This window comes from Floridaenema fluviatile BLCC-F154, assembly GCF_041929135.1.
GTDB classification, from domain to species: Bacteria; Cyanobacteriota; Cyanobacteriia; order Cyanobacteriales; family Aerosakkonemataceae; genus Floridanema; species Floridanema fluviatile.
On the sequence record NZ_JBHFNS010000057.1, the window covers coordinates 106958 to 129579 of the forward strand.

Below are 22622 nucleotides of genomic sequence, written 5' to 3' on the forward strand. Positions count from 1 at the left end.
AAAATTAACCATGCAAAACTTGACTCTTACCAATCAATCAGTCAAAGATATTACAACCAAACCTGTAATTTCTGTGAACAAACTTAACCATTATTTTGGTAAAGGTTCCTTACGGAAACAAGTATTATTTGATATTAACCTACAAATTAATGCAGGAGAAATTGTACTTTTAACAGGGCCATCAGGTTCAGGAAAAACCACATTATTAACGCTTTTAGGCGGTTTACGTTCTGCGGAAGAAGGAAGTTTAAAAATTTTAGGTCAAGAGATGGCTGGCGCGAGTAAAAACCAATTAACCAAAGTGCGTTGCCAAATTGGGTATATTTTCCAAGCTCATAACTTGATGAAATTTTTAACAGCAAAAGAAAACGTGCGGATGTCTTTAGAATTGCATGATGAAAAGTTGAAACAAGACATGGACGCGATCGCAATTTCCATGTTAGAAAAAGTTGGTTTAGGAGATAGAGTTAACTATTACGCTGAAAATTTGTCAGGGGGACAAAAGCAAAGAGTTGCGATCGCCAGAGCATTAGTTAGCCATCCCAAAATAGTTTTAGCAGACGAACCTACAGCCGCCCTTGATAAAAAATCTGGGCGCGATGTTGTAGAATTAATGTATAAATTAGCCAAAGAACAAGGGATAACAATTTTGTTAGTTACCCACGATAATCGGATTTTAGATATTGCCGATCGTATCCTTTACATGGAAGATGGTTGTTTAGTTGACGACGGCATTGATGTAACTACCAAAATGCACTAATGCAACATTCAAAAAGGTACGTTGTTGCGTTTTAGCGATCTGATCTGGCGCTGAAGCGCAACAACTTACCTATAACAATTTATCTCTCTTCAGGTGGTAAGAAATCATAAAGAATTTCATCAGGTTCATCTTCTATAAAATCATCATCATCATCTACATTTGTTTGAACTTTTGGCAGCTTTACTAAAGAGTTTGGTTGCTGATTTTTTATTAAAATAGTAAGTTCTGCTAATTGCCTTTTCAGCATTGTTACCTCCACTTCTAAAGCATTGAGGCGACTGTCATCAGTGTTAGCATTTTCACCCAAGTATTGCGCCAAAGCTTCATAAATAATTTTGCTTGTTTGTGTCTTCCTTTCTTTCGCTAAAAGTTCTATTTTTGCTTCCCACTCTTGAGGAATTTTACAACTGACTTTAATTTTCTCTCCCATTGTTCACCTTACCATTATTTAGCTTTTCTATATCTTATGGCAATTAGCTATTTCTGGCTAACTGTTTGATTTCTGGGCGTTGAGCTTCTTTTGCCATTGCGATCGCACCTAAAAACAGCAATTGTATTAGTAATCACAACCAAACTAAATCATCAGACAATCATGAAATTAAGATGAAATCCTCGTCATTCACTAGGAAGAAATTTGATTAGTTCTCTAGAAAGAAGAAATACCCTAATTAACTCTCTAACGTTAAGTCAAGAGGCTTATATGTCGATAATTTAGCGCAATTTTCAGTAATTAGAAAGGAGAAAATTTCTCATGGCTCATCAACAACATAAGACAGTTATAGATGCTGCTGTTCACTGTGCTTACGAATGTGAACATTGTGAAGATGCTTGTTTGGGTAATATGCCCGAATGTGCGCGTTTATGTCGTGACTGTGGAGAAATTTGCTGGACTTCTGCTGCATTCATTAGTCGTGGATCGCGTTTTATTCCGCAAATTGTTCAGTCTTGCATTGCAATCTGTGAAGCCTGTGCTAAAGAATGTGAAAAGCACAATTCAGATCACTGCCAAAGCTGTGCTCAAGCTTGTCGGCGTGCTATCGAAGAATACCGCAAAGTCGCCAGCATTGCAGGTGTAGCTTAAATTTTAGTAAAGATTTTGTAGGGTAGGCATCTTGCCTGCCTAATTTCATCTTGCCTGCCCAATCTATTTATATTGATTTTTTAACAAAATACTCAAAAAAATTGAATTAAACTCTTGACTCTCCAGTTAACTAGAGCCTACAGAATAGATTTAGTTGATTCACAACATCTTTATTGAACTATGGACAACGCCACCCTCAAATTGCGAGGCATGAGTTGTGCCTCCTGTGCAAAAAACATTGAAGATGCGATTCGTTCTGTTCCCGGAGTTAAAGAAGCTAACGTTAACTTTGGTGTAGAGCAAGCAAGTGTAATTTATGATGCACAAAAAACTAACGTAGAGACAATTCAAAACGCAGTAGAAGAAGCGGGATATTCTGCTTACTCTCTCCAAGAACAACAAATGATTACTGGAGAAGATGATACAGAAAAAGCGGCTCGTAAAGCTGAATCTCGCGATTTAATGCTAAAAGTTGCCGTCGGTGGCATTATTAGCATTATCTTAATTGTTGGTTCATTGCCAATGATGACGGGACTGCATTTACCTTTCATTCCGGCATGGTTACATAATGCTTGGTTCCAATTACTGTTAACAACGCCTGTACAATTTTGGTGTGGTTACAGTTTTTATATCAATGGTTGGAAAGCTTTTAAACGTCATGCAGCAACAATGGATACTTTAATTGCACTTGGGACTAGTGCAGCTTATTTCTATTCATTGTTTGCCACAATATTTCCTAACTTTTTCATCAACCAAGGATTGATGCCAGAAGTTTATTACGAAACTGCTGCTGTTGTGATTACTTTAATTCTTTTAGGGCGATTCTTTGAAAATCGTGCTAAGGGACAAACTTCAGAAGCGATTCGACAATTGATTGGTTTACAGGCAAAAACTGCTAGAGTAATTCGCAATGGAAAAGAAGTAGATTTGCCGATCGAAGAAGTACAAATCAACGATGTTATTTTAGTACGTCCTGGTGAAAAGATTCCGGTTGATGGAGAAGTAGTTGAAGGCAGTTCTACCATTGATGAATCGATGGTAACGGGTGAAAGTATTCCCGTGAAAAAGCAAAGCGGAGATGAGGTAATTGGCGCAACAATTAATAAAACTGGGAGTTTTAAATTCCGTGCAACTAGAGTGGGAAAAGATACAGTTTTAGCGCAAATTGTGCAGTTAGTTCAACAAGCACAAGGTTCTAAAGCGCCGATTCAAAGATTAGCAGATCGAGTAACGGGATGGTTTGTACCTGTGGTAATTGCGATCGCGATCGCTACTTTCGTCATCTGGTTTAATGTCATGGGAAATGTAACTTTAGCATTAATTACCACAGTCGGAGTTTTAATTATTGCTTGTCCCTGTGCATTAGGTTTAGCTACGCCAACATCTGTGATGGTGGGAACAGGAAAAGGTGCAGAAAATGGCATCTTAATTAAAGGTGCAGAAAGCTTAGAATTAGCCCACAAAATTAACAGCATTGTCTTAGACAAAACTGGCACATTAACCCAAGGAAAACCCACAGTTACAGACTTTATTACTGTTAATGGTACTGCCAACCGAAATGAGTTGAAACTAATTAAATTAGCTGCTTCTGTAGAACGAAATTCTGAGCATCCTTTAGCGGAAGCGGTGGTAAGATATGCGGAAACACAGGAAGTAAGTTTAGCAGATGTAGAGCAGTTTGAAGCGATCGCAGGTAGCGGCGTACAAGGAATAGTTTCTGATAGATTAGTGCAAATTGGCACTTCTCGCTGGATGACAGAATTAGGAATTGATACTGCAAATTTGCAACAATTTAAAACAGAATGGGAATCAGCGGGAAAAACAGCAGTTTGGATTGCAGTAGATGGAGAAATTGAAGGTTTAATGGGAATTGCTGACGCATTAAAACCTTCTTCTCCTGCGGCAATTAAAGCGTTAAAACGGTTAGGTTTAGAAGTAATAATGTTAACCGGAGATAATCGCCAAACTGCGGAAGCGATCGCCCGTGAAGTCGGAATTAACCGAGTTTTTGCCGAAGTTCGTCCCGATCAAAAAGCAGCTAAAGTTCAAGAAATTCAATCCGAAGGCAAAATTGTAGCGATGGTAGGAGATGGGATTAATGATGCCCCAGCTTTAGCACAAGCAGATGTCGGAATTGCCATTGGAACTGGAACAGATGTAGCGATCGCAGCTTCCGATATCACCTTAATTTCTGGCGATTTACAAGGCATTGTCACCGCAATTCAACTATCTCGCGCCACAATCCAAAATATCCGCCAAAATCTCTTTTTCGCCTTCATTTATAACGTTGCGGGAATACCGATCGCTGCCGGAATTTTATTCCCCTTCTTTGGTTGGTTACTCAATCCAATTATTGCCGGAGGTGCAATGGCATTTAGTTCCGTTTCTGTAGTCACAAATGCTTTGCGCTTGCGGAATTTTCAACCGAAAACAATGTAAGGAAGGTCGCCAATGTTGAGCAAGAAAATCATTTTTATCAATTTAGTAGGATTAGGATTTTTGCTAGGAATTAGTTCCGGTTTAGCAGCAACCAAAATGCCAATGGAAATGCCAGCTTCCGAAACAGAAAAAACCGTTTTATTTCGGAAAATCGAGCAACCTTTAGGTTTAAAAATTGGAGTAACTTTAGGCGGTTTAGGTTTAATTGGACTGGAATTATGGTGGTTTATGTTCAGTAAAACTAAAGCCAAAAAAGCTGATGCAAATCAAGGAATTCAAGAAATGACTATTACTGTTGATGGCGGTTATGAACCGAGTCGAGTAGTAGTACAAGCAGGTCAACCAGTCCGATTAAATTTCTTCCGTCGCGATCCAAGTAGCTGTTTGGAAAAAGTCTTAATTCCCGATTTTCACATTGCTAAGGATTTAGACTTAAATCATGTTACTCCGGTCGAATTTACCCCGAAAAAGCCAGGTCAATATTCCTTTACTTGTGGGATGAATATGTTTCGCGGAGTTGTGGAAGTGCAACCTGATGGCACATCTCAGAAAAGTTGAAAATAACTGTTGTGAAATAAGAGCGATTGCACTAATGAATTAGTTAGGCGATCGCTCTATTTTAGTGATAAAATAAAGTTGATTGTGGTTAAGGCAAACAACAAATTATTATGTCCATAAAACCAGTAATTACAGAATATATTGAAATAACTCCAGGCGTATGTGGTGGAAAACCACGCATTGCTGGTCATCGAATTAAAGTATCAGCAATCGCTGATATGTATCTACACATGGGATTGTCTATAGAAGAAATTGCTAAAACTTATGATTTGTCGCTGGCATCAATTCATGCAGCAATGGCTTACTATTATGAGTATCAAGAAGAAATAGATCGTCAAACTGCGGAAGCGGAAGCATTTGTTGAAGAATTAAAGCGCAATAGTCCTCCCTCTAAGTTAGAAAAAAAGTTAAGGGAAATTAGAGGTGAATGAACGTATTCGCTTTCACTTAGATGAACAAGTCGATCCAGAAATCGCCCATCAGTTGCGTCGTCGTGGCATTGATGTCACAACAACAGTTGAAGTGGGATTGCGTACCCAGAGTGATGAATCACAGTTGCAATTTATCTGCCAAGAAAAGCGTGTGATTGTAACTCATGATGAAGATTTTCTAGCTATTGGTAGTAGTACAAGCGAACATCCAGGGATTGCTTATTGCAAGCAGAGAACTAGATCCATTGGTCAGATTATTGAAAGTTTGGTACTAATTTATGAAGTGTATACGCCTGAAGAAATGATTGGGCGTGTTGAGTTTTTGTGAGAGAAAGTCAAGGCGATCGCTTTTATTTTGCCACATAGGCGATCGCATTTTGAATAAATGGGAAATGCGATCGCTGCCTAATAAATAAACTCGGATAAATCCCACTGAAAACTATTTTATTTAGTCCACTTCAGTGGACTTTCGCTATTAGCCTGCGATTTGAATCGCAGCCGGGATAAAAGCGCAAGTACTATCAATAAACCCAAGGAATTAACTTCCTCACTCTTTGCTGATATTCAGCATATTCAGGAAATTTTTCACTTAACCAAGCTTCTTCTTTATTCGCCTTCGCATTCAAAAAAATAAGTATAACTAAAACGCCGAATAAGTGAGTTAAACTTATTTGAAAAATTGCCCAACTGAGTGTTAAAAAAATCAACCCGCTATAAAGAGGATGGCGCACTAAACTATAAATTCCTGTTTGCACTAATTCCCCATCTTCTTTAGGATAAGGTAAAGGCGTTAAGTGTTTTCCTAAATCTATTAAACCTTTGGCTAAAAACACTAAGGCGATTAATGTTAAAACAGCAGCAACGCCCCAACTTACATTCAACAAATTAGATGAATTAATTTCTAACCAAGTTGGGCGATAAATAGGTAAAAACGGAAAAATTGTAATTAGTAAAGCTTGTGCTAAAAACCAATATTCGCCTTTATTGCCAGTTCGTAAACCTTCTAGAGAAAAACCCCATTCTGATAATTGTTTCATAGTTTAGGTAGTGGGAAAAATTAGATTTTTAAGGGAAAGTTTTGGCAAAAGTTAGAAATCTCGGATTTTTTTACCACAGATGTCCACAGATGAACACAGATGAACACAGATGTATAGGGAGATTTTCTGCTTTTGCCAAAGGTCTGTTAATTTATGATTGTAACCAAGGGCGGCTTGCTTGTTCTAATTTGGCGACTTCTTCTTCTGTCATTTGCCAATTTAAAGCGCCTGCGTTTTGTTTAGCTTGGTCGGGGGTTTTTGCGCCGGGAATGGGGATGACATTTCCTTGGGCGATTAACCAATTTAGGGCGACTTGGGCGGGGGTGCGATCGTACTTATTCCCAATTTCCCGCATTAAAGTAATTAAAGGAGAAATTTTTTCTAAACCACTTTTGCTAAAACGAGAATCTGCTTTTCTCGCCCCACTTGGTTGGTTATTATTCTCAGGAACATACTTTCCAGTTAACAAACCTTGCGCTAAAGGACTGTATGCCAAAATAGTAACACCTAATTCCTTGGCAGCAGAAATAATTCCTTTGCTTTCTACTTTGCGGGAAAGTAACGAGTAGCGCACTTGATTGACCGCTAAAGGTACACCAAAATCAGCTAAATATTGATATACTTGGCGCATTTCTTCAGCTGAATAATTGCTAACTCCTATTGCTTTGATTCTGCCTCTTCTGTATTCTTCTGCTAAAGTGTGCATTAAACTTTCTTGACCCAGAAAAAAGGTAAAAGGCCAATGAACTTGATAAAGTTCGACTGATTCTAGCTGCAAACGTCTTAAACTAGCTGTTAAAGCGTCAGAAACTGCGCTTCCGGTAAATCGCCAAGGCAAAGGGCCAAATTTTGTTGCTATTTGCACAGGTTTATCCGTTTCTTTGATGAATTTTCCTAGCAATTCTTCCGAAACTCCCATGCCATAAATTTCCGCAGTATCAAAAAAGTTGATCCCCGCATCTACTGAGGCATGAAAAGCTTCCCGCAACTGTTCGGCACCGTAATCTTTGCCGTAGTTCCAAAACAGTTTATCACCCCAGGCCCAAGTTCCTACACACAAGGGCGTGACGGTGGGGCCATTTTGTCCTAAAGTAATGGTTTGCACGGCTGTCTACCTTTTCTTTACATTTCTTCATACTCTTTTAGTGTATCTTCAGAGAAGGCAGAGGGGCAGAGGGGCAGAGGGGCAGGGGGGCAGGGGGGCAGAGGGGCAGAGGGGCAGAGGGGAGGAAAATTCAAAAGTTAAATCTCTGTAGGGGCGGGTTTTGTAGTTAACTCTTCTGCTGTGACTACAAACTTATCTGCTCTCACCCGCCCCTACAAGTCAGAACTTTCCCAGTCCCCAGTCCCTAGTACCCAGTCCCCAGTCCCCAAACTGAGATTATCTTAAAGATTAGTAAGCTTATAAAAATTAGACTCTTAGAAAAATGGCAACAGGTGATTTATCTAACCCGCAAGTAAATGAAGTCAAGCAACCACTTCCTAAACTTAGTTTGCTGACTATGTTTCGGTTGGCATTATTTCAAATGGGATTGGGAATTTTGGCAGTTTTAACGTTGGGAGTTCTCAATCGAGTCATGATTGATGAGTTAGCAATTCCGGCAACTATTACAGCGGGAGTATTAGCAATTTCTCAGTTTATGTCGCCAACTAGAGTTTGGTTTGGTCAAATGTCTGACAGCAAAACCATCTTTGGTTCCCATCGTACAGGTTATGTTTGGATTGGTGCGGCTTTATTTGCTTTGATATTATCTTTGGGGGTGCAGGTTATTTGGCAATTGGGTGGTTTAGTGCAAGCTAATGGAGGATGGTCTTGGACAATTCCTACTCTTGGTTGGACTGCTTTAGCTGGGTTAGTTTTTGCTTTTTACGGGATTGCAACTAGTATTAGTTCTACTCCTTTTTTCGCTCTTTTAGTAGATGTTTCTGATGAGGACGATCGCGGAAAATTAATCGGTATTGTTTGGTCAATGATGACTGTGGGAATTGCTGTTGGTGGCATTACCAGCAAAATTTTACTGAGAAGATTAGAAAATAATGCTTCTTTGGATCTTTTGCGATCGTCAATTAGCTGGTTTTTTGTGGTTGTTCCGGCAATTGTTTTAGTCTTGGCAATTATCGCTACTTTTGGGGTTGAGAAAAAGTACTCTCGCTATACTTCTCGCACAAATTCGATCGCAAGAGAAGATAACATTACTTTAGGAAAGGCGCTGAAAATCTTAACAGCAAGTCGGCAAACAGGGTTATTTTTTACCTTTTTGCTAGTGATGACAATTAGCTTATTTATGCAAGAAGCTGTTTTAGAACCTTACGGTGGTGAAGTTTTTGGTTTATCCATTCCCCAAACTTCTTTGTTAAACACTTTTTGGGGAATTGGAATGTTAATGAGTTTGGGCGCTACAGGTTTTTTGATTGTCCCTCGTCTCGGTAAACAAAAGACTACTAAACTTGGTTGTTTATTAGTGGCAATTTGCTTTATTTTGATTATCGGATCTGGATTTACTGCTAATGCTAGAGTTTTCCAAGGTACATTAGTTTTATTTGGTTTGTCTGCTGGAATTGCTACTACTGGGGCGCTAAGTTTAATGTTAGACTTAACCGCAGCAGAAACGGCAGGAACTTTTGTCGGCGCTTGGGGTTTGTCGCAAGCAATGGCAAGGGGAACAGCAACCATAACTGGTGGCGCAGTTTTGGATATTGGTCGGACTTTGTTTCAATTACCAGTATTAGCTTATGGGTTGGTTTTTGCTTTGCAAGCGGTGGGAATGTTACTGGCAATTTGGTTATTAAGTCGAGTTAATGTTCAAGAGTTTCGCGCTAATGCTAAAGAAGCGATCGCTACTCTCATGCAAAATGACCTAGACTAAAATTAACTTTGCTCCAAAATTGTCTTAAACTATTTGGTGATTGGTTAATTATTAGTTACCATGACCAATCACTAAGTTGACCTTAGTTCAATTACCCAGATTTATCTGTGGGATAAAATCCAAAATCTAAAATCTAAAATCGAATGGCTGACTTTAAAACAGAAATATATAATTTTGCTCAAAAAACAACCGCCAGAATTGGTACTAAGTTGTTAGAAGATTATGGACAACTTAAACCGGATTTTAAAGCTGATGGTAGTTTGGTAACGCAAGCTGATAAATGGGCAGATCAAGAAATTCAAAATGCAATTTATGACTATTTTCCTAGTCACGATGTCTTAACAGAAGAAGGATCTCACGTCTTTTCTGGTGCAGAATGGTGTTGGGTAATCGATCCCATTGATGGCACAACTAACTTTACTAGGGGAATTCCAATTTGGGGAATTTCTTTAGGTTTAGTTTATCAAGGAATGCCGATTTTTGGTTATGTACATTTTCCCAATTTAAACCAATCTTTTCACGGTTATTGGTATGGGGATTCAGAAAGTAAAGAATCTAATGGCGCATTTTTAAATAATATCCCCATTCAAACTAGTAAAGATAATCCGAGTAATAATCACTTTTTTAATCTTTGTTCCCGCAGTACAGATGTTTTGAAAAAGTCTGTACCTTGCAAAATTAGAATGTTAGGCGTGACAACTTATGATTTTCTTTCTGTTGCTACTGGCGCAGCTTTAGGCGGTGTAGAAACTACTCCAAAAGTGTGGGATTTAGCAGGGATTTGGCCTATTGTTCAAGCTGCTGGGGGCGTTTTTGTGACTTTGGTAGAAGATTTACCCTTTCCTTTACGAGAGGGAGAAGATTATGGCGATCGATCTTATCCTACTTTAGTAGTTAGTCGCCCAGAATTAATCCCAACCTTTAAACCTTTGGTAGAATTTTTAGGAAAAAGGTGATCGTTAACTGGGGATTGGGAAATGTTTTATTGTTTAAATACTTTGGTTCTCGATCGCTTTTACAGGATAAATAGTGATGAATAATAAGTTAAAAACTAAGTTAGAATATCCGCTAAAAGAAGCTTTACTCAGATTATCTGTATCTCCGGTAAAAGCCGATCGAGAAGCAATTGCTAGATTAGAAAGAGAAACAGGTAAGGATATTCAAAAAATCATTCAAGATTTGGATAGCATCGATATTACTCTCCAAGCTGTAGAAGAGAAATGGCAGTTCTCTTCCCACAAAATGAAGCTACTATTTTGGGGTTTGTCCTTTGGTTCATTAGTGGGAATTGTCGCTTTATTTGTGCTACCTTGGGAAAAATTAGTGGTGGCGATCGCACTAGGTTTTCTTTTTGGTATTTCTGTCGCTTTTCGCCGTTCTTAAGAGGTGATAAATTATGGAAGTTCAAACTCTCAAACGTTACTACACCCCCGAAGAATATTTAGAACTAGAAGCAAAAGCAGAATATAAAAATGAATATCGAGACGGGGAAATTGTACCGATAATTTGTGAAACAACAAATCATAATAAGATTTCAGGTAATTTTGCTGCATTTTTAAAGTTGGGATTAAAAGGAAAAGATTACGATATTTATGTGTTTCAGGTACGTCTATGGATACCTCGCTATCGTCAATACACTTATCCTGATGTCATGGTAATTGAAGGCAAACCTATTTACACTGGAACAAATACAACTACAGTGACTAATGCTTCATTAATTGTTGAAATTTTATCGAAAAGTACTAAAAATTATGACCAAGGAGATAAGTTTCTTTATTATCGATCGATCCCTGAATTTAAAGAATATATTTTAATTGACCAAACCAGATATTATGCAATGCAATATAGTAAAACTCCCAATACTTCTCGGTTAAGCATTTTTTGCCTTTGTAGGGGCGAAGCATTCGGACAGAAAATCTAGGGTTTGAGTCATAAATTGTCGCCCGAATGCTTCGCCCCTACTCTTAACCGAGCAGTATTGGTAAAACTCCTGATGGAAAATGGATATTAACTGAATATGAATCAGAAAATGCAACTATACAACTAAGTTCAACAAACTTACAAATTAACTTCAGCGATATCTACGAACAAGTAAACTTTAATGATAGTGAAGAATAGTCCGTTGTTCCCACTGAAGTGGGAATCGCGCTGAAGCGCCTACAACGAACTGTTAATTTGACCAGAAGAAATCTGCGATCGGTCCATCTTTCTTTAAGGGAAATTCTGAATTAAAATTTAACAATATAGTTTTCTGTACTAAACTATTACCTAAACGACGAGAAACGCGACTGGGAATACCATAACCATACACTAAATGTCCTTGTCCAGCTAACACAATTACTGTATAATCAGGATTATCTTTGACAAATTTAGCAATATTTTCCGCCATTGTTTCATCCCACAGCACTTGTGCAGAAAAGAATCTTTCAAAACTTTCACTTGCACCATGTCCACCTTGTTGATGTTGATTAAAAACATCTAATAACATTTGACGATAGGCGGCGTTATCTGTGCGAATTTCAGAAATAGGAGGAATGTATTCTTTGTCTTCTGGGGTGAGACTTTCTAACCCTTGGCGTGCAACTTTTCGGGTAACTTCGCTGGGAGTATTTAAAGCTAAAACTGGGATGCGATTTTCTTTAGCAAAACGCAGAATGGGGGCGTAATATTCCCAAGGAAAACCCCAACGTTGTTGATATTCAGTTTGGGTTAAAAGTTCTTCTTCGGTGATTTTTCCAGCTAGGTATCGATCGATCGCCCCCTGAAAAGGACGCTGAAACATTTCCATTGCGATCGCAATTTTCGGCTTTTTCCCATAAATTTGTTGAATAATCTCTAACTGCGCTTTATGATCCGCTACACTAGTATGAGTCTCCCCTAAATAAATCACATTTGCTTTAGTAAGATTCTGGAAAAACTCTTGCGGTGTATAATTTTGTTGGGATACAGGACTAGATATTTTTTGGGCGTTTGCGATCGGGACACAAAATAAATTAATTCCTAAAAAACAGGCGCAAAATAAGGCGAGTTTGTTGGGTTTCATATCTTTTTTTAGTACGCAGATAAAAGCAGATGAACGCAGATGAACGCAGATAAACCTAATGATATATTTTGATTTTTGCTCTCTACCTGTTCCCTAATTTACTCATAAACTGTTTCATCTTCTTTCCGCCATGCAGGATCGACCATGCACACAAAAATTAATGGTTCATTGCCACAATTATGAATAAACTGTTTCGCATTGGGAGGAATATAAACAGCATCTCCCGATTCTACTATCTGAGTTTCTTCATTAATGTGCATTTCACCTTTACCACTAATAATGTAATAAACTTCCGAAGTTGTTAAAGAGTGAAGTGTGGAAGTTTTTCCTACTGGTAAAGTGGCGTGGGCTAAACTATAACGTAATGCTAAAGGTTGTTTATCTGGATGCAACAATTCTCGTAAAATTGTGTTATCTCCAGCAATAAATTCCTCACACTCACTTAATTTTCTGACTAACATAAACCTACTTTCTCGCTTGATAGTCGTTGCAATCTATGGCATCTTCAGTGTTAGCAATTGAAGGATGTACTGTACATTTTAGGCGATAGTCAGCAGTGAAAAACTGACAACCTGTACAGGGGATTTGGTGCATTTTTTTCGCTCTGGAGACGCTATCATTAAAAGCTGACCAGAGACTCCAACCAATCATAATTACTAACGACCATGCTAAGACAAAGCAGATAGGTACTAAATAGGGTTGGATGGCATGAACTAGGGGATAAAGCAGTTTAAACACGGCTAATTACTGCAAATAAATGACTAAATGTGTACTATCTCACATTTTATCTATTTAGCTAGAAATGAAACATCGTTCGTTGTAGAGACTTTAGTCTTACTCAGGACTGAAGTCCTTACAACGAACTGTTTCCTACACTCCTGCGTGACCTAAAGCTAAGCCAGCTACTAACATTCCTAAAACTAAGAAAGGTTGAGCACTTGCTTGATATTTTACGTCATTTTTTAAAGGATCGCGCAGGAAATACATATCTTGAAAAGTGATTTGCGGAATGACTAACAACATTAAAATTGTGGCGTACAAGTTTTGATGAATATAAACTAGATAGCCAGCAATTCCGATTTGGAAAATGTCAATCATTAATACACAAATCCAAGCGGCGGTGGTGACTCCAAACATGACTGGGAGAGATTGTAAACCCAATTGTCTGTCACCTTCGACACTTTTGAAATCATTAACAACCGCAATTCCTAAACCTGCTAAACTGTAGAACAGAGTAAGAACTACAATTGTAGAATTGAGGTCGCCAAATAATGCGTGACCTGCCCACCAAGGCAAAGCAATGTAACTAGCACCAAGGGCATAATTGCCTAGCCAGCCATTTTTCTTTAATTTTAAAGGTGGCGCAGAGTAAATGTAAGAAATGAAAGAACCGCCGATCGCTAAAACTGTAATAGTCGGGAAACTATGACCCGCCCACAAATCTAACAAATAAGCAACTCCAATTCCTGCTAATAACAACACCCAAACTTGAGTGATGACTTGGGGAATCGAAATTACCCCGGAAGGAATGGGGCGATATGGTTCGTTAATTGCGTCGATTTCGCGATCGTAAAAATCATTAATTGTTTGGGTATATCCTGCTAACAACGGCCCAGACATTAACATACAAGCAGCCGCAATTAGGACATTTTCTAACGTCCAAGTGTAGTTACCTGAAGAAGCCGCACCACAAACGACTCCCCAAATTAAGGGAATCCAAGTAATCGGCTTCATCAGTTGCAAGCGAATTTTCCAAATATTACTCTCCCCAGATGCCGCACCCTTCATTCCCAGCATTTGCCGAGTTTTGGCACTACGACTCGGCGCGAGTTCCGCCTCAGTATTAGGTTGAACATCTACTGGTAATTGTGCGGTTTTTTCTGGAGTAAGTTCAGGTTGTGTGAGGTCAGACATTGCTGCTACTAGATTTTCTAGCTAGAAGGACAGAATTAGATAACTGTTTTGGAATTTGGCTCCTTTCACTGATTGTCCACTCAGTTGGGGAGGTAATTCAATATTGTGTCGTTGATCTCCGGCTTCCACGGTGACTTCCGGGCCATTTTGGGTGAGTTTAACTTGTTTTTTGTCAAATCCGGGCAAAAATAATTTTACCTGTCTTGCTGTCAAGTCAATTTCCGTTGGTTTAGGAACCATTGCTGTGGTGCGAAAATCAGGCATGGCATCAATTAAAGCTTGCCAATCTTCACCCTCACGGCTGGGAATACTGCTAATTTTTAAAGGAGCAAATTCCGCGGTGACGGTATTAGTAATTGCGGATTCGCGATCGAAGGTTTCATAAACTTGTTCTAAGCTTTCAGCAATTTCCGCTACCACCGTATCCGGCAAAATCGCTTGATTGAGAATTACTCCCCCAACCGTTAAACCTACTTGTTGAGCACTACCCCAAAGATATTTAGCTGTAGCAATACTGCTTGGATCGCCTGTCGTTACTAAATAAGCCGCTACTCTGTTTGGGTTGGCAATTGCTTGCTTACCTTCCTCTAACAGACTACTGGCTTCCTTACCTTGGGGCAAATTTTCCGGGGTCAGATTAATATTTAAAACTGCACTAGCAATTGGTTGTAGAAAGGGCGAAAGCGTTCTTCCCAAATCCGAATTGCTAAAAATATTTTGGAAGCGCCGCACATACCAGCTGAGAATTTCCGGCATTCCCAACATTCGCAATGTGTCTTTATCGCCAATGCCATCGTAAACGATCGCATCATACTTGCCGCTTTTATCGTACTCCCGGAGCGCATTGAGAGCCAAAGCACTATCCATGCCTGGTAAAACTCCCAATTCTTGACCGTACACTTCCTTAAGCAAAGGCATCCGCAGATATTGCGCTTCCAGGTTTTTTACTTCTTCCCAACTGCGTTCTAGCAGCAAGGAAGTCTGAAACTGAATCCCAAATAAATTGGGACTCAGTTCCTGTGGTTCTGGAGTCAAGGTAGCACCTAACAGCATTCCAAAAGCTGGACTTGTGTCCTGTGTTGCCAGGAGAACTCTTTTCCCCTGACTAGCTAGTTTTTTCGCTGCTGCGATCGCTACTGTAGTGCGACCTGTACCACCTTTACCCAAAAAAGTCAAAATTAGGGACATTTGTCTTCCTTATGCGTTTACGGGTTCTAATTCATCCTCAAAGAACCAAGTGGTAAACTTGTCCTCAAACTGGACAAATACACCTACTCCGCTGCCATCTACCATTTTGTACTCTTTGATTGTCCCGATCTTACCCAAACAACCAATCACATTTGCTGGGGCTCTATCCCTCAGACGGCGTACCCGCACTTTTTGACCGATTTCCATTCCAACTCCAATCTATGAACCATACACAGTCTAAAGGTGTTGTGCTTCTAGGGCAATGGGGCAGGGGAGATGGGGAGGTGGGGAGATGGGGAGGTGGGGAGGTGGGGGGATAAGGAAAGTTCTTTGACATAAAACTCAAAACTTACCCAATCCCCAGTACCCAGTACCCAGTACCCAGTACCCAGTCCCCAATCCCCAATCCCCGATCGATTGCCAAAATCTGAATAAAATCTTACCCTAATACGTTATATGACCAGCCCATTGGTTGAGAAAAGTGGCTTAGCAGTAACCTTAAATACTTCTTTTAACCACTTTCTAGACCATCGGAACGCTGTTATACTGTCTAATTTTAGTAGGAAATACTGAATCTAGTGGCTAGGAACTAAAGCCCAAACCAACTAATCAGTGTTTTTTCGCGGAGTGTGGTGTGTTAATTGTGAGTGAGGAAACAGGTATTGCTGAGGTCAATGAGAGGAGTTGCCCGAAAAGCGGAAAGATTGAGCAATAAACTGCCAATTAATCCTTTATGGCGGGCTAAATTGGATCTACTCAGGGCGCTGGTACTAAGAGACTTGGAGGCGCGGCACAAAGGGTCTGTTTTAGGCAATTTGTGGCCTCTACTCAACCAGTTGTCACAATTGCTAATTTATACTTACGTTTTTTCCATTGTTCTGAAAGTCAAATTGCCTTTGCATGGACTACCAGAAAATAACCTTTCTTTTGGAATGTGGATCTTTGCTGGGTTAATTCCTTGGAATGCTTTGGTAGGCGGACTAGTACCAGCAGCTAATTCGGTAATTAATCAACCAAATTTAGTCAAAAAGGTGGTATTTCCTTTGGCGTTATTGCCATTGGTACCAGTTTTGTCTGCCTTTGTGGAAAGTACTTTAGGAATGATGTCTTTAATCGTTTTAGTGGCACTGACGACAAAGACAATTCATCTTACCCTTTGGTTGTTACCACTAATTTGGATTCCCCAGTTACTTTTTACTGCTGGTTTAAGTTATTTGGTGGCAGGATTAACAGTATTTCTGCGAGATATACCGCAAACTTTGGTAGTTTTAACTAATTTATGGTTTTATTTAACTCCCATTGTTTATCCGATTACTGTGATTCCTGAAAGGTTCCGAGAATGGGTATTTTTGCTAAATCCAATGGCAACGATCGCAGAAATTTATCGAGAGTTAATTTTAAGCGGCACAGTCAAGCATTTAGGAGAATGGGGAATTATTTCTTTATTCTCTTTAATTGTATTTTATGGCGGTTTATCGGTCTATCGGCGCTTGCGTCCAGCCTTCGCTGATGTTCTCTAAAATTTCCCGCAAAAACACCATAAAAAAATCTCATTTGTCCACTGAAAATTAGTTTTTAATAAAAGCGGCAATTCCATGACTGAAATCGTAATTTCTCTGCAAAACGTCTCCAAATGCTTCAAGCGTTATGCTCGTCCAGTCGATCGCTTAAAAGAGTTATTATTACCAGGGAAAGCTCAATGTCAAGAATTTTGGGCGTTGCGAAATTTGAACTTAGAAATTCCCCAAGGACAAACTTTAGGAATTGTCGGGCGCAATGGTTCTGGTAAAAGCACATTACTGCAAATTATTGTTGGGACACTTACCCCCACCAGCGGCACAGTTCATGTTAACGGTAGAGTCGCCGCTTTGTTAGAATTAGGCAGTGGTTTTAACCCGGAATTTACTGGCAGACAAAATGTATTTTTTAACGGTCAGTTAATGGGATTAAGCTACCAAGAAATAGCCGAAAAATTTGATGAAATTGCGGCTTTTGCAGATATCGGAGATTTTATCGATCACCCAGTAAAAACCTATTCTAGCGGAATGTTTGTCCGCTTAGCTTTTGCTGTTGCTACCAGCGTCGAACCAGATATTTTAATTGTAGATGAAGCTTTATCTGTAGGTGACGAAGCTTTTCAACGCAAGTGTTATTCCCGCATTCAATCAATTCGCGCTAGAGGCGGCACAATTCTCTTTGTTTCTCACTCAGCTAGCGCCGTAATTGACATTTGTGATGCGGCAATTTTAATGGATAGAGGCGAAAAGTTACTTTTTCATCACCCGAAATTTGTTCTCGATAAATATCACAAATTAATGTATGCTCCCGAAGATAAAGCTATGACTTTACGGGAAGAAATTCGGGAATTACAAAATGTAGTTAGCTACGATTCCTTTAAACAGCACATTTCGGTTGTCGAAAATAAAACCGTTGTTGATGTCACCTGTGAAACTGCACCGGAAAATGTCATAGAAACAGAAATTCGGGAATTTTTAGATCCTGAATTAGTACCATCAAATACTATTTCTTATGTACCACGAGGAGCTAAAATAACTAATCCTCATATTACCATGCCCGATGGTACAGTTGTTAATAATTTAGTGGGCAGAAAAGAATACATTTACACCTACTCAGTTGCCTTTACGAAAGCTGCCGAACAAGTGCGGTTTGGAATGTTAATTAAAACTGTCAGTGGTTTAGAATTGGGTGGTGCTTCCTTTACTGCTTCTTCGCAAGAAATTTATCACGTTGAACCGGAAACAATAGTAATAGTTAAATTCCACTTCAAATGTTTATTAACCCCTGGAGTTTACTTCTTAAATGCCGGAGTTGCAGGTTTAGTTGATGGACATTTTACCTTTTTATCAAGGCATATTGATGCCGCCATGTTTAGGGTACAACCAGAAGTTAACTCTTACAGTACTGGCATTGTTGACTTGATGATTAAACCCAGTTTAACTATCAACTCGGATTTAACTGAAAAACATCCCGAAGAAGTGGAAATTGTCTTGGGAGAACATTTGTGATTTATGGGTTTTGGCTTGGGTAGATGGAACCGGAAATTATTAAACTCAAACAGCAGGAAATAGTTGCCCAATATGGTGAATGGACTAATCATAACATTCACCTGGGCAATGGTGTTTACACAATTACTGACCAAGGAAATGGTTCGGAAAATAAAGTAAGGCGAATCTTACAAATAATTGCCGATACTGTTAATAAACCTTGGGAAAAGTTGCGGGTTTTAGATTTGGCTTGTTTGGAAGGTTTGTATGGAATTGAATTGGCGTTACAAGGGGCGGAGGTAGTTGGAATTGAGGGGAGAAATGCGAATATTGCTAAGGCAAATTTCGCTAAAGATGTTTTGGGCTTAAATAATATTCAGTTTGTCCAAGATGATGTGAGGAATTTGAGTAAAGCCAAATATGGCAGTTTTGATGTAGTATTATGTTTGGGCATTCTTTACCATTTAGATTTGCCCGATGTGTTTTATTTTATGGAAACTGTAGCAGAGGTTTGTGAAAATTTGGCGATCGCAGACACTCACGTAAGCATGAACGCCGAAAAGTGCTATCTTTATAAAGATCAGAAATATTGGGGTAGCAGCTATGTAGAACACAGTTTTACAGCCACACCGGAAGAGAAAGAAAAATCTTTGTGGGCATCCTTAGATAATCAAACAAGTTTTTGGTTTACCCGCTATTCTCTTTATAATTTACTGGCAACAGTTGGCTTTACCTCAGTTTACGAATGCCACAATCCCCCAGTTATTAATTATGAAAGAAAAAGATTAAACCAAGAAACCGATCGCAATACCTTTTTAGCAATCAAAGGCAAACAAGTTACCTTGAAAGTAACAGCAGTAGAAAATTCGTTATCTACCCAAAAATGGCCGGAAAAAACCGAGTTAATTCATAGAAAAACAGGAAATTAGTAATGTCTCTGACGCTGATAATAGCAGGAATGCACCGTTCAGGCACTTCTCTCACTGCTTCGTTTATCAAAGCGATGGGAGTTAATTTAGGAGAGAATCTTTTATCAGCATCTGAAGATAATGTAAAAGGCTATTTTGAGGATGTTGATTTTGTCGAATTTCAACGTATCTTACTCCAAAATTGCTCTCCTCCAGAAGAATTTGGCATTCCTGAAATAGGTTGGACAGAAAGTGAATATTTGCATCGCCATAAGTTACAACAATATATTACAAATGCACAAGAATTAATTAATTCTCGTCGTGAAAATTACCTTTTGTGGGGTTGGAAAGATCCTCGAACTACCCTATTGCTTGACTTTTGGGATAGTTTAATTCCAGAGGCAAAATATTTATTTGTGTATCGCTTACCTTGGGACGTAGCGAATTCTATACAGCGTGTAAAAACTAATCTTTTAGGGGAAAATCCAAATTACGCTTTAAAAATTTGGGCTTATTATAATCGCCATATTCTTCATTTTTTTAATCGAAATTCGCAACGGTGCATACTTTTTAATGTAAATTCTTGGTTAACTGAGCCAAATAAGCTAATTGAATTATTACAAAATAAATTAGAACTTAAAGTTACAGATTATTGGGATGATAATAAATTCAAACAATTGTACGACGAGACAATATTTAACTGTTTAAATTGGGACGATCATGCAATAAAATTTTGGTGTTACAACCAACCAGAATATTTTGCGCTACTATCAGAATTAGACCAAGCTGCCGATATACCAAGTAGAATCCTCGCCAAAGGAATTACCAATAATTTGTCCATCTCTCAACCAGCAAAAGCAAATAAAATCCCAGAAAGAGAGTTTATCAAAAATAAAGGTAATGAGCAACAAATGCCCATAATAGTAACAGGGATGCACCGTTCCGGCACTTCATTATTAGCTTCATTTATTCAAGCGATCGGAGTAAAATTAGGAAAGAGATTCTTTCCTTCAGACTATTTAAACCTCAAAGGATATTTTGAAGACTTGGACTTTTTAGAATTCCAAAGAGAAGTTCTGAAAAATTCCTGCCGTAGTCAAGAAGTTGGTTGGCATGATTGGGGATGGACAACCAGCGAATTCTTAGATTATAGCAACTTTTCCGAATACATAGAACCAGCCAAAGAGTTAATCAAAAGTCGTAAAGAACAATTAGGAATTTGGGGTTGGAAAGATCCTCGCACCACCCTGATGTTAGACTTTTGGCATCAGCTATTACCAGAAGTAAAATACATCTTTGTTTATCGCTATCCTTGGGATGTATTAAACTCAATTGTTCGCCCTAATTCCTTAGTTTTTGCCGAACGCCCTGACTATGCGCTGAAAGCTTGGGCATTTTATAACCGCCACTTATTAAAATTTTACCAGCAACATTCAGAACAAAGTATTTTAGTCAATATTAGCGCCATCATTGAACAACCAGAAAGATTAGTGAAACTGCTAAAAACTAAGTTAGATTTGCAAATTCCCGATAGCGACTGGGAAGCCAAATTTAAACAAATTTACGACTGGCGGTTATTTACCAGTTTGCCTTGGCAAAGTTCAGTGGTAGAACACATCTATAATAAATATTCAGAATGCTTTAGCCTGTTGGCAGAATTGGAAGCAGCGGCAGATTTACCCGATAATTTTTCTTTAGAATTAGCAGGATTGACAGCAGTGAAACAGACTCAGATAATAACTAAATCAACAGATGAATTGGAAAATGAAACAGCAGAATTGACTCAGGAAGAAAACTCAGAAATTGCTGTTTCCGTGGTGATTCCTTGCTATAACCAAGGAGAGTTTATTTTAGAGGCAATTTCCAGCGTGGAAAGTTGCCAAGAAGCAGTTTATGAAATCATCATTGTTAATGATGGTTCGACAGAAACTTTAACCAAAAAAGTTTTACAATATTTGAAAGATCATGGTTATTTTGTGATCGACCAAAGTAACCAAGGATTAGCTAGAGCGAGAAATAAAGGAATTAGTAAAGCTAGAGGGCGCTACGTTTTACCGTTAGACAGCGACAATAAAATTAGACCAGAATATCTCACCAAAAGTATCGAAATTCTCGATAATCATCCCGAAGTGGGAGTTGTTTACAGCGACGTACAACTATTCGATCGAAGAAAGGATATTTTACCCGTGCCAGATTTTGATATAAATAAACTGGCGATGGGTAACTATATTGATGCCTGTGCCGTAATGCGGAAACAATTATGGATAGATTGTGGTGGATATGATGATAAAATACCCGATAAATTAGGTTATGAAGATTGGGATTTATGGTTAGGTGCAGCAGCTAAAGGCTGGAAGTTCCACCATATTCCTGAAGTCATGTTTGATTATCGAGTCAGAGAAGATTCGATGGTTAGCATTTGTCGAATTCCCGAAAATCACGAAAAGTTAGTGCGTTATATATCTACTAAACACTTGGATATTTATAAGAGTAATTTCGCCAACATTTTGGCGGAAAAAGACGCAGCTTTATTACGTGAAAGACTGCGTAGCGAAGACATGGAATTTCGCTTACAGAAAGCCCAAGTTGCTTGGGAAGAAGCGCGACAACAATTAGAGGAAATTCAAGCAGTTTGGCAAGCAGCAGAAGCCCAAGTTAAGCAAATTCAAACCGCCTGGGAAGCCGCAGAAGCAGAAGTGAAAAAAGTGCAATCTTGCGGGGAAATTTCCCAGAAAGAGTTACAGCAAATTCAAACAGCTTGGGAAGCCGCACAAAAAGAACTGCGCTTAACTCATTCCGAATGGGAAAAAGCCGAATCTGAATTACAAAAAATTCAAACTGAATGGGAAAAGACGCAAGCAGCAGGAAAAGAATCACAAGCCCAAGTACAGCGGATTCAAACTGCTTGGGAAGAAGCACAAGAACAATTGCGAAAAACTAATGCTGAATTGCAAAAATCTCACTCGCAAACAACACAAGTTCATCAACAATGGGAACAAGCGCAGTTAGAAATTAAAAACATTTATGCCGAATGGGAAAAATCTCAATCCCAGTTACAACAAACTCATCTAGCTTGGGAACAAGCCCAGGAACAAATCAGGCTAATTCATGCTGCTTGGGAACAATCTCAAGCCCAAACCAGGTTGATTTACACTGAATGGGAAAAAGTACAGTTACAGTTGCAACAAAATCAAGTACAGTTGCAACAAATACAAGGGGAATGGCAACAAAATCAAGTACAGTTGCAACAAATGCAAGGGGAATGGCAACAAACTCAAGCCGAACTTCGCAATACTCAAGCCGAATTGCAAGAAGCGCGAGCAATTACTAGTCAATCCCAAAGCGGGATATTCGGAAAAATTAAAAAAGCATTGCAAAAGCTGAAGTAAGG

23 protein-coding genes are annotated in these 22622 nt (G+C 39.0%); 14 read left to right on the plus strand and 9 right to left on the minus strand.

Translation table 11 applies throughout. The features are described from left to right. The first annotated feature begins 10 nt into the window (after positions 1-10). Positions 11-760, plus strand: coding sequence for a DevA family ABC transporter ATP-binding protein (locus ACE1B6_RS14130; RefSeq protein ID WP_413257875.1), 750 nt, complete (start codon positions 11-13; stop codon positions 758-760). 79 nt (positions 761-839) lie between these two features. Here ACE1B6_RS14130 and ACE1B6_RS14135 read toward each other — a convergent pair whose 3' ends face one another. Beyond that, positions 840-1190, minus strand: a complete 351-nt coding sequence (locus tag ACE1B6_RS14135) for a hypothetical protein (protein ID WP_413257876.1) — start codon at positions 1188-1190, stop codon at positions 840-842. Positions 1191-1511: 321 nt separating this feature from the next. Here ACE1B6_RS14135 and ACE1B6_RS14140 point away from each other — a divergent pair, with 321 nt between their 5' ends. From ACE1B6_RS14140 to ACE1B6_RS14160, 5 genes are all read left to right on the plus strand, one after another. Continuing rightward, positions 1512-1841 (plus strand): four-helix bundle copper-binding protein, encoded by a 330-nt coding sequence (locus ACE1B6_RS14140; RefSeq protein WP_413257877.1) that lies wholly within the window; start codon positions 1512-1514, stop codon positions 1839-1841. Between the two features lie 180 nt (positions 1842-2021). Beyond that, positions 2022-4280 carry a heavy metal translocating P-type ATPase gene (locus tag ACE1B6_RS14145; RefSeq protein WP_413257878.1) on the plus strand — a complete coding sequence of 753 codons (2259 nt, stop codon included), beginning with the start codon at positions 2022-2024 and terminating at the stop codon, positions 4278-4280. Positions 4281-4292: 12 nt separating this feature from the next. Beyond that, positions 4293-4838, plus strand: coding sequence for a cupredoxin domain-containing protein (locus tag ACE1B6_RS14150; protein ID WP_413257879.1), 546 nt, complete (start codon positions 4293-4295; stop codon positions 4836-4838). A gap of 110 nt (positions 4839-4948) precedes the next feature. Further along, positions 4949-5269 (plus strand): DUF433 domain-containing protein, encoded by a 321-nt coding sequence (locus ACE1B6_RS14155; protein ID WP_413257880.1) that lies wholly within the window; start codon positions 4949-4951, stop codon positions 5267-5269. Further along, entirely contained in the window at positions 5262-5597 is a 336-nt protein-coding gene (locus ACE1B6_RS14160) for a DUF5615 family PIN-like protein (protein ID WP_413257881.1), read from the plus strand. The genes ACE1B6_RS14155 and ACE1B6_RS14160 overlap by 8 nt, the downstream gene beginning before the upstream one ends. Positions 5598-5790: 193 nt before the next feature. Here the strand turns inward: ACE1B6_RS14160 and ACE1B6_RS14165 are convergent, their stop codons facing one another. Further along, on the minus strand, positions 5791-6306 hold the full coding sequence (locus ACE1B6_RS14165) for a methyltransferase family protein (RefSeq protein ID WP_413257882.1): 516 nt from the start codon (positions 6304-6306) through the stop codon (positions 5791-5793). A 151-nt stretch (positions 6307-6457) separates the two neighbouring features. Continuing rightward, a complete protein-coding gene (locus ACE1B6_RS14170; RefSeq protein WP_413257883.1) occupies positions 6458-7411 on the minus strand; it encodes an aldo/keto reductase in 954 nt (317 codons plus the stop codon). Positions 7412-7733: 322 nt separating this feature from the next. On the opposite strand from ACE1B6_RS14170, the gene ACE1B6_RS14175 reads away from it, so the two are divergent. The 4 genes from ACE1B6_RS14175 to ACE1B6_RS14190 all read left to right on the plus strand — a co-directional run bounded on the left by ACE1B6_RS14175 (position 7734) and on the right by ACE1B6_RS14190 (position 11094). Next, positions 7734-9173 carry a BCD family MFS transporter gene (locus ACE1B6_RS14175; RefSeq protein WP_413257884.1) on the plus strand — a complete coding sequence of 480 codons (1440 nt, stop codon included), beginning with the start codon at positions 7734-7736 and terminating at the stop codon, positions 9171-9173. A 143-nt stretch (positions 9174-9316) separates the two neighbouring features. Next, positions 9317-10129 carry an inositol monophosphatase family protein gene (locus ACE1B6_RS14180; protein ID WP_413257885.1) on the plus strand — a complete coding sequence of 271 codons (813 nt, stop codon included), beginning with the start codon at positions 9317-9319 and terminating at the stop codon, positions 10127-10129. Between the two features lie 76 nt (positions 10130-10205). Continuing rightward, a complete protein-coding gene (locus ACE1B6_RS14185) occupies positions 10206-10556 on the plus strand; it encodes a hypothetical protein (protein ID WP_413257886.1) in 351 nt (116 codons plus the stop codon). Between the two features lie 13 nt (positions 10557-10569). Next, positions 10570-11094, plus strand: coding sequence for a Uma2 family endonuclease (locus tag ACE1B6_RS14190; protein WP_413257887.1), 525 nt, complete (start codon positions 10570-10572; stop codon positions 11092-11094). Between the two features lie 249 nt (positions 11095-11343). Here ACE1B6_RS14190 and ACE1B6_RS14195 read toward each other — a convergent pair whose 3' ends face one another. The 6 genes from ACE1B6_RS14195 to petP all read right to left on the minus strand — a co-directional run bounded on the left by ACE1B6_RS14195 (position 11344) and on the right by petP (position 15525). After that, on the minus strand, positions 11344-12216 hold the full coding sequence (locus ACE1B6_RS14195) for a ChaN family lipoprotein (protein ID WP_413257888.1): 873 nt from the start codon (positions 12214-12216) through the stop codon (positions 11344-11346). A 98-nt stretch (positions 12217-12314) separates the two neighbouring features. After that, positions 12315-12677, minus strand: a complete 363-nt coding sequence (locus tag ACE1B6_RS14200) for a cupin domain-containing protein (RefSeq protein WP_413257889.1) — start codon at positions 12675-12677, stop codon at positions 12315-12317. Between the two features lie 4 nt (positions 12678-12681). After that, positions 12682-12954 (minus strand): hypothetical protein, encoded by a 273-nt coding sequence (locus tag ACE1B6_RS14205; RefSeq protein WP_413257890.1) that lies wholly within the window; start codon positions 12952-12954, stop codon positions 12682-12684. A gap of 132 nt (positions 12955-13086) precedes the next feature. After that, entirely contained in the window at positions 13087-14130 is a 1044-nt protein-coding gene (gene chlG, locus ACE1B6_RS14210; protein WP_413257891.1) for a chlorophyll synthase ChlG, read from the minus strand. A gap of 21 nt (positions 14131-14151) precedes the next feature. Beyond that, on the minus strand, positions 14152-15318 hold the full coding sequence (locus tag ACE1B6_RS14215) for a Get3/ArsA fold putative tail anchor-mediating ATPase NosAFP (RefSeq protein ID WP_413257892.1): 1167 nt from the start codon (positions 15316-15318) through the stop codon (positions 14152-14154). A 9-nt stretch (positions 15319-15327) separates the two neighbouring features. Continuing rightward, entirely contained in the window at positions 15328-15525 is a 198-nt protein-coding gene (gene petP, locus ACE1B6_RS14220; protein ID WP_413257893.1) for a cytochrome b6f subunit PetP, read from the minus strand. A gap of 467 nt (positions 15526-15992) precedes the next feature. Here petP and ACE1B6_RS14225 point away from each other — a divergent pair, with 467 nt between their 5' ends. From ACE1B6_RS14225 to ACE1B6_RS14240, 4 genes are all read left to right on the plus strand, one after another. Next, positions 15993-16838: an ABC transporter permease gene (locus ACE1B6_RS14225; protein ID WP_413257894.1), complete on the plus strand. Its 846-nt coding sequence runs from the start codon at positions 15993-15995 to the stop codon at positions 16836-16838. Positions 16839-16913: 75 nt separating this feature from the next. Then, on the plus strand, positions 16914-18344 hold the full coding sequence (locus ACE1B6_RS14230; RefSeq protein WP_413257895.1) for an ABC transporter ATP-binding protein: 1431 nt from the start codon (positions 16914-16916) through the stop codon (positions 18342-18344). A gap of 23 nt (positions 18345-18367) precedes the next feature. Further along, positions 18368-19252, plus strand: coding sequence for a class I SAM-dependent methyltransferase (locus ACE1B6_RS14235; RefSeq protein WP_413257896.1), 885 nt, complete (start codon positions 18368-18370; stop codon positions 19250-19252). A 2-nt stretch (positions 19253-19254) separates the two neighbouring features. Beyond that, the gene (locus ACE1B6_RS14240; RefSeq protein ID WP_413257897.1) at positions 19255-22620 is read left to right on the plus strand and encodes a glycosyltransferase; all 3366 of its coding nucleotides are present in this window, start codon (positions 19255-19257) and stop codon (positions 22618-22620) included. The last annotated feature ends 2 nt before the right edge of the window (positions 22621-22622 follow it).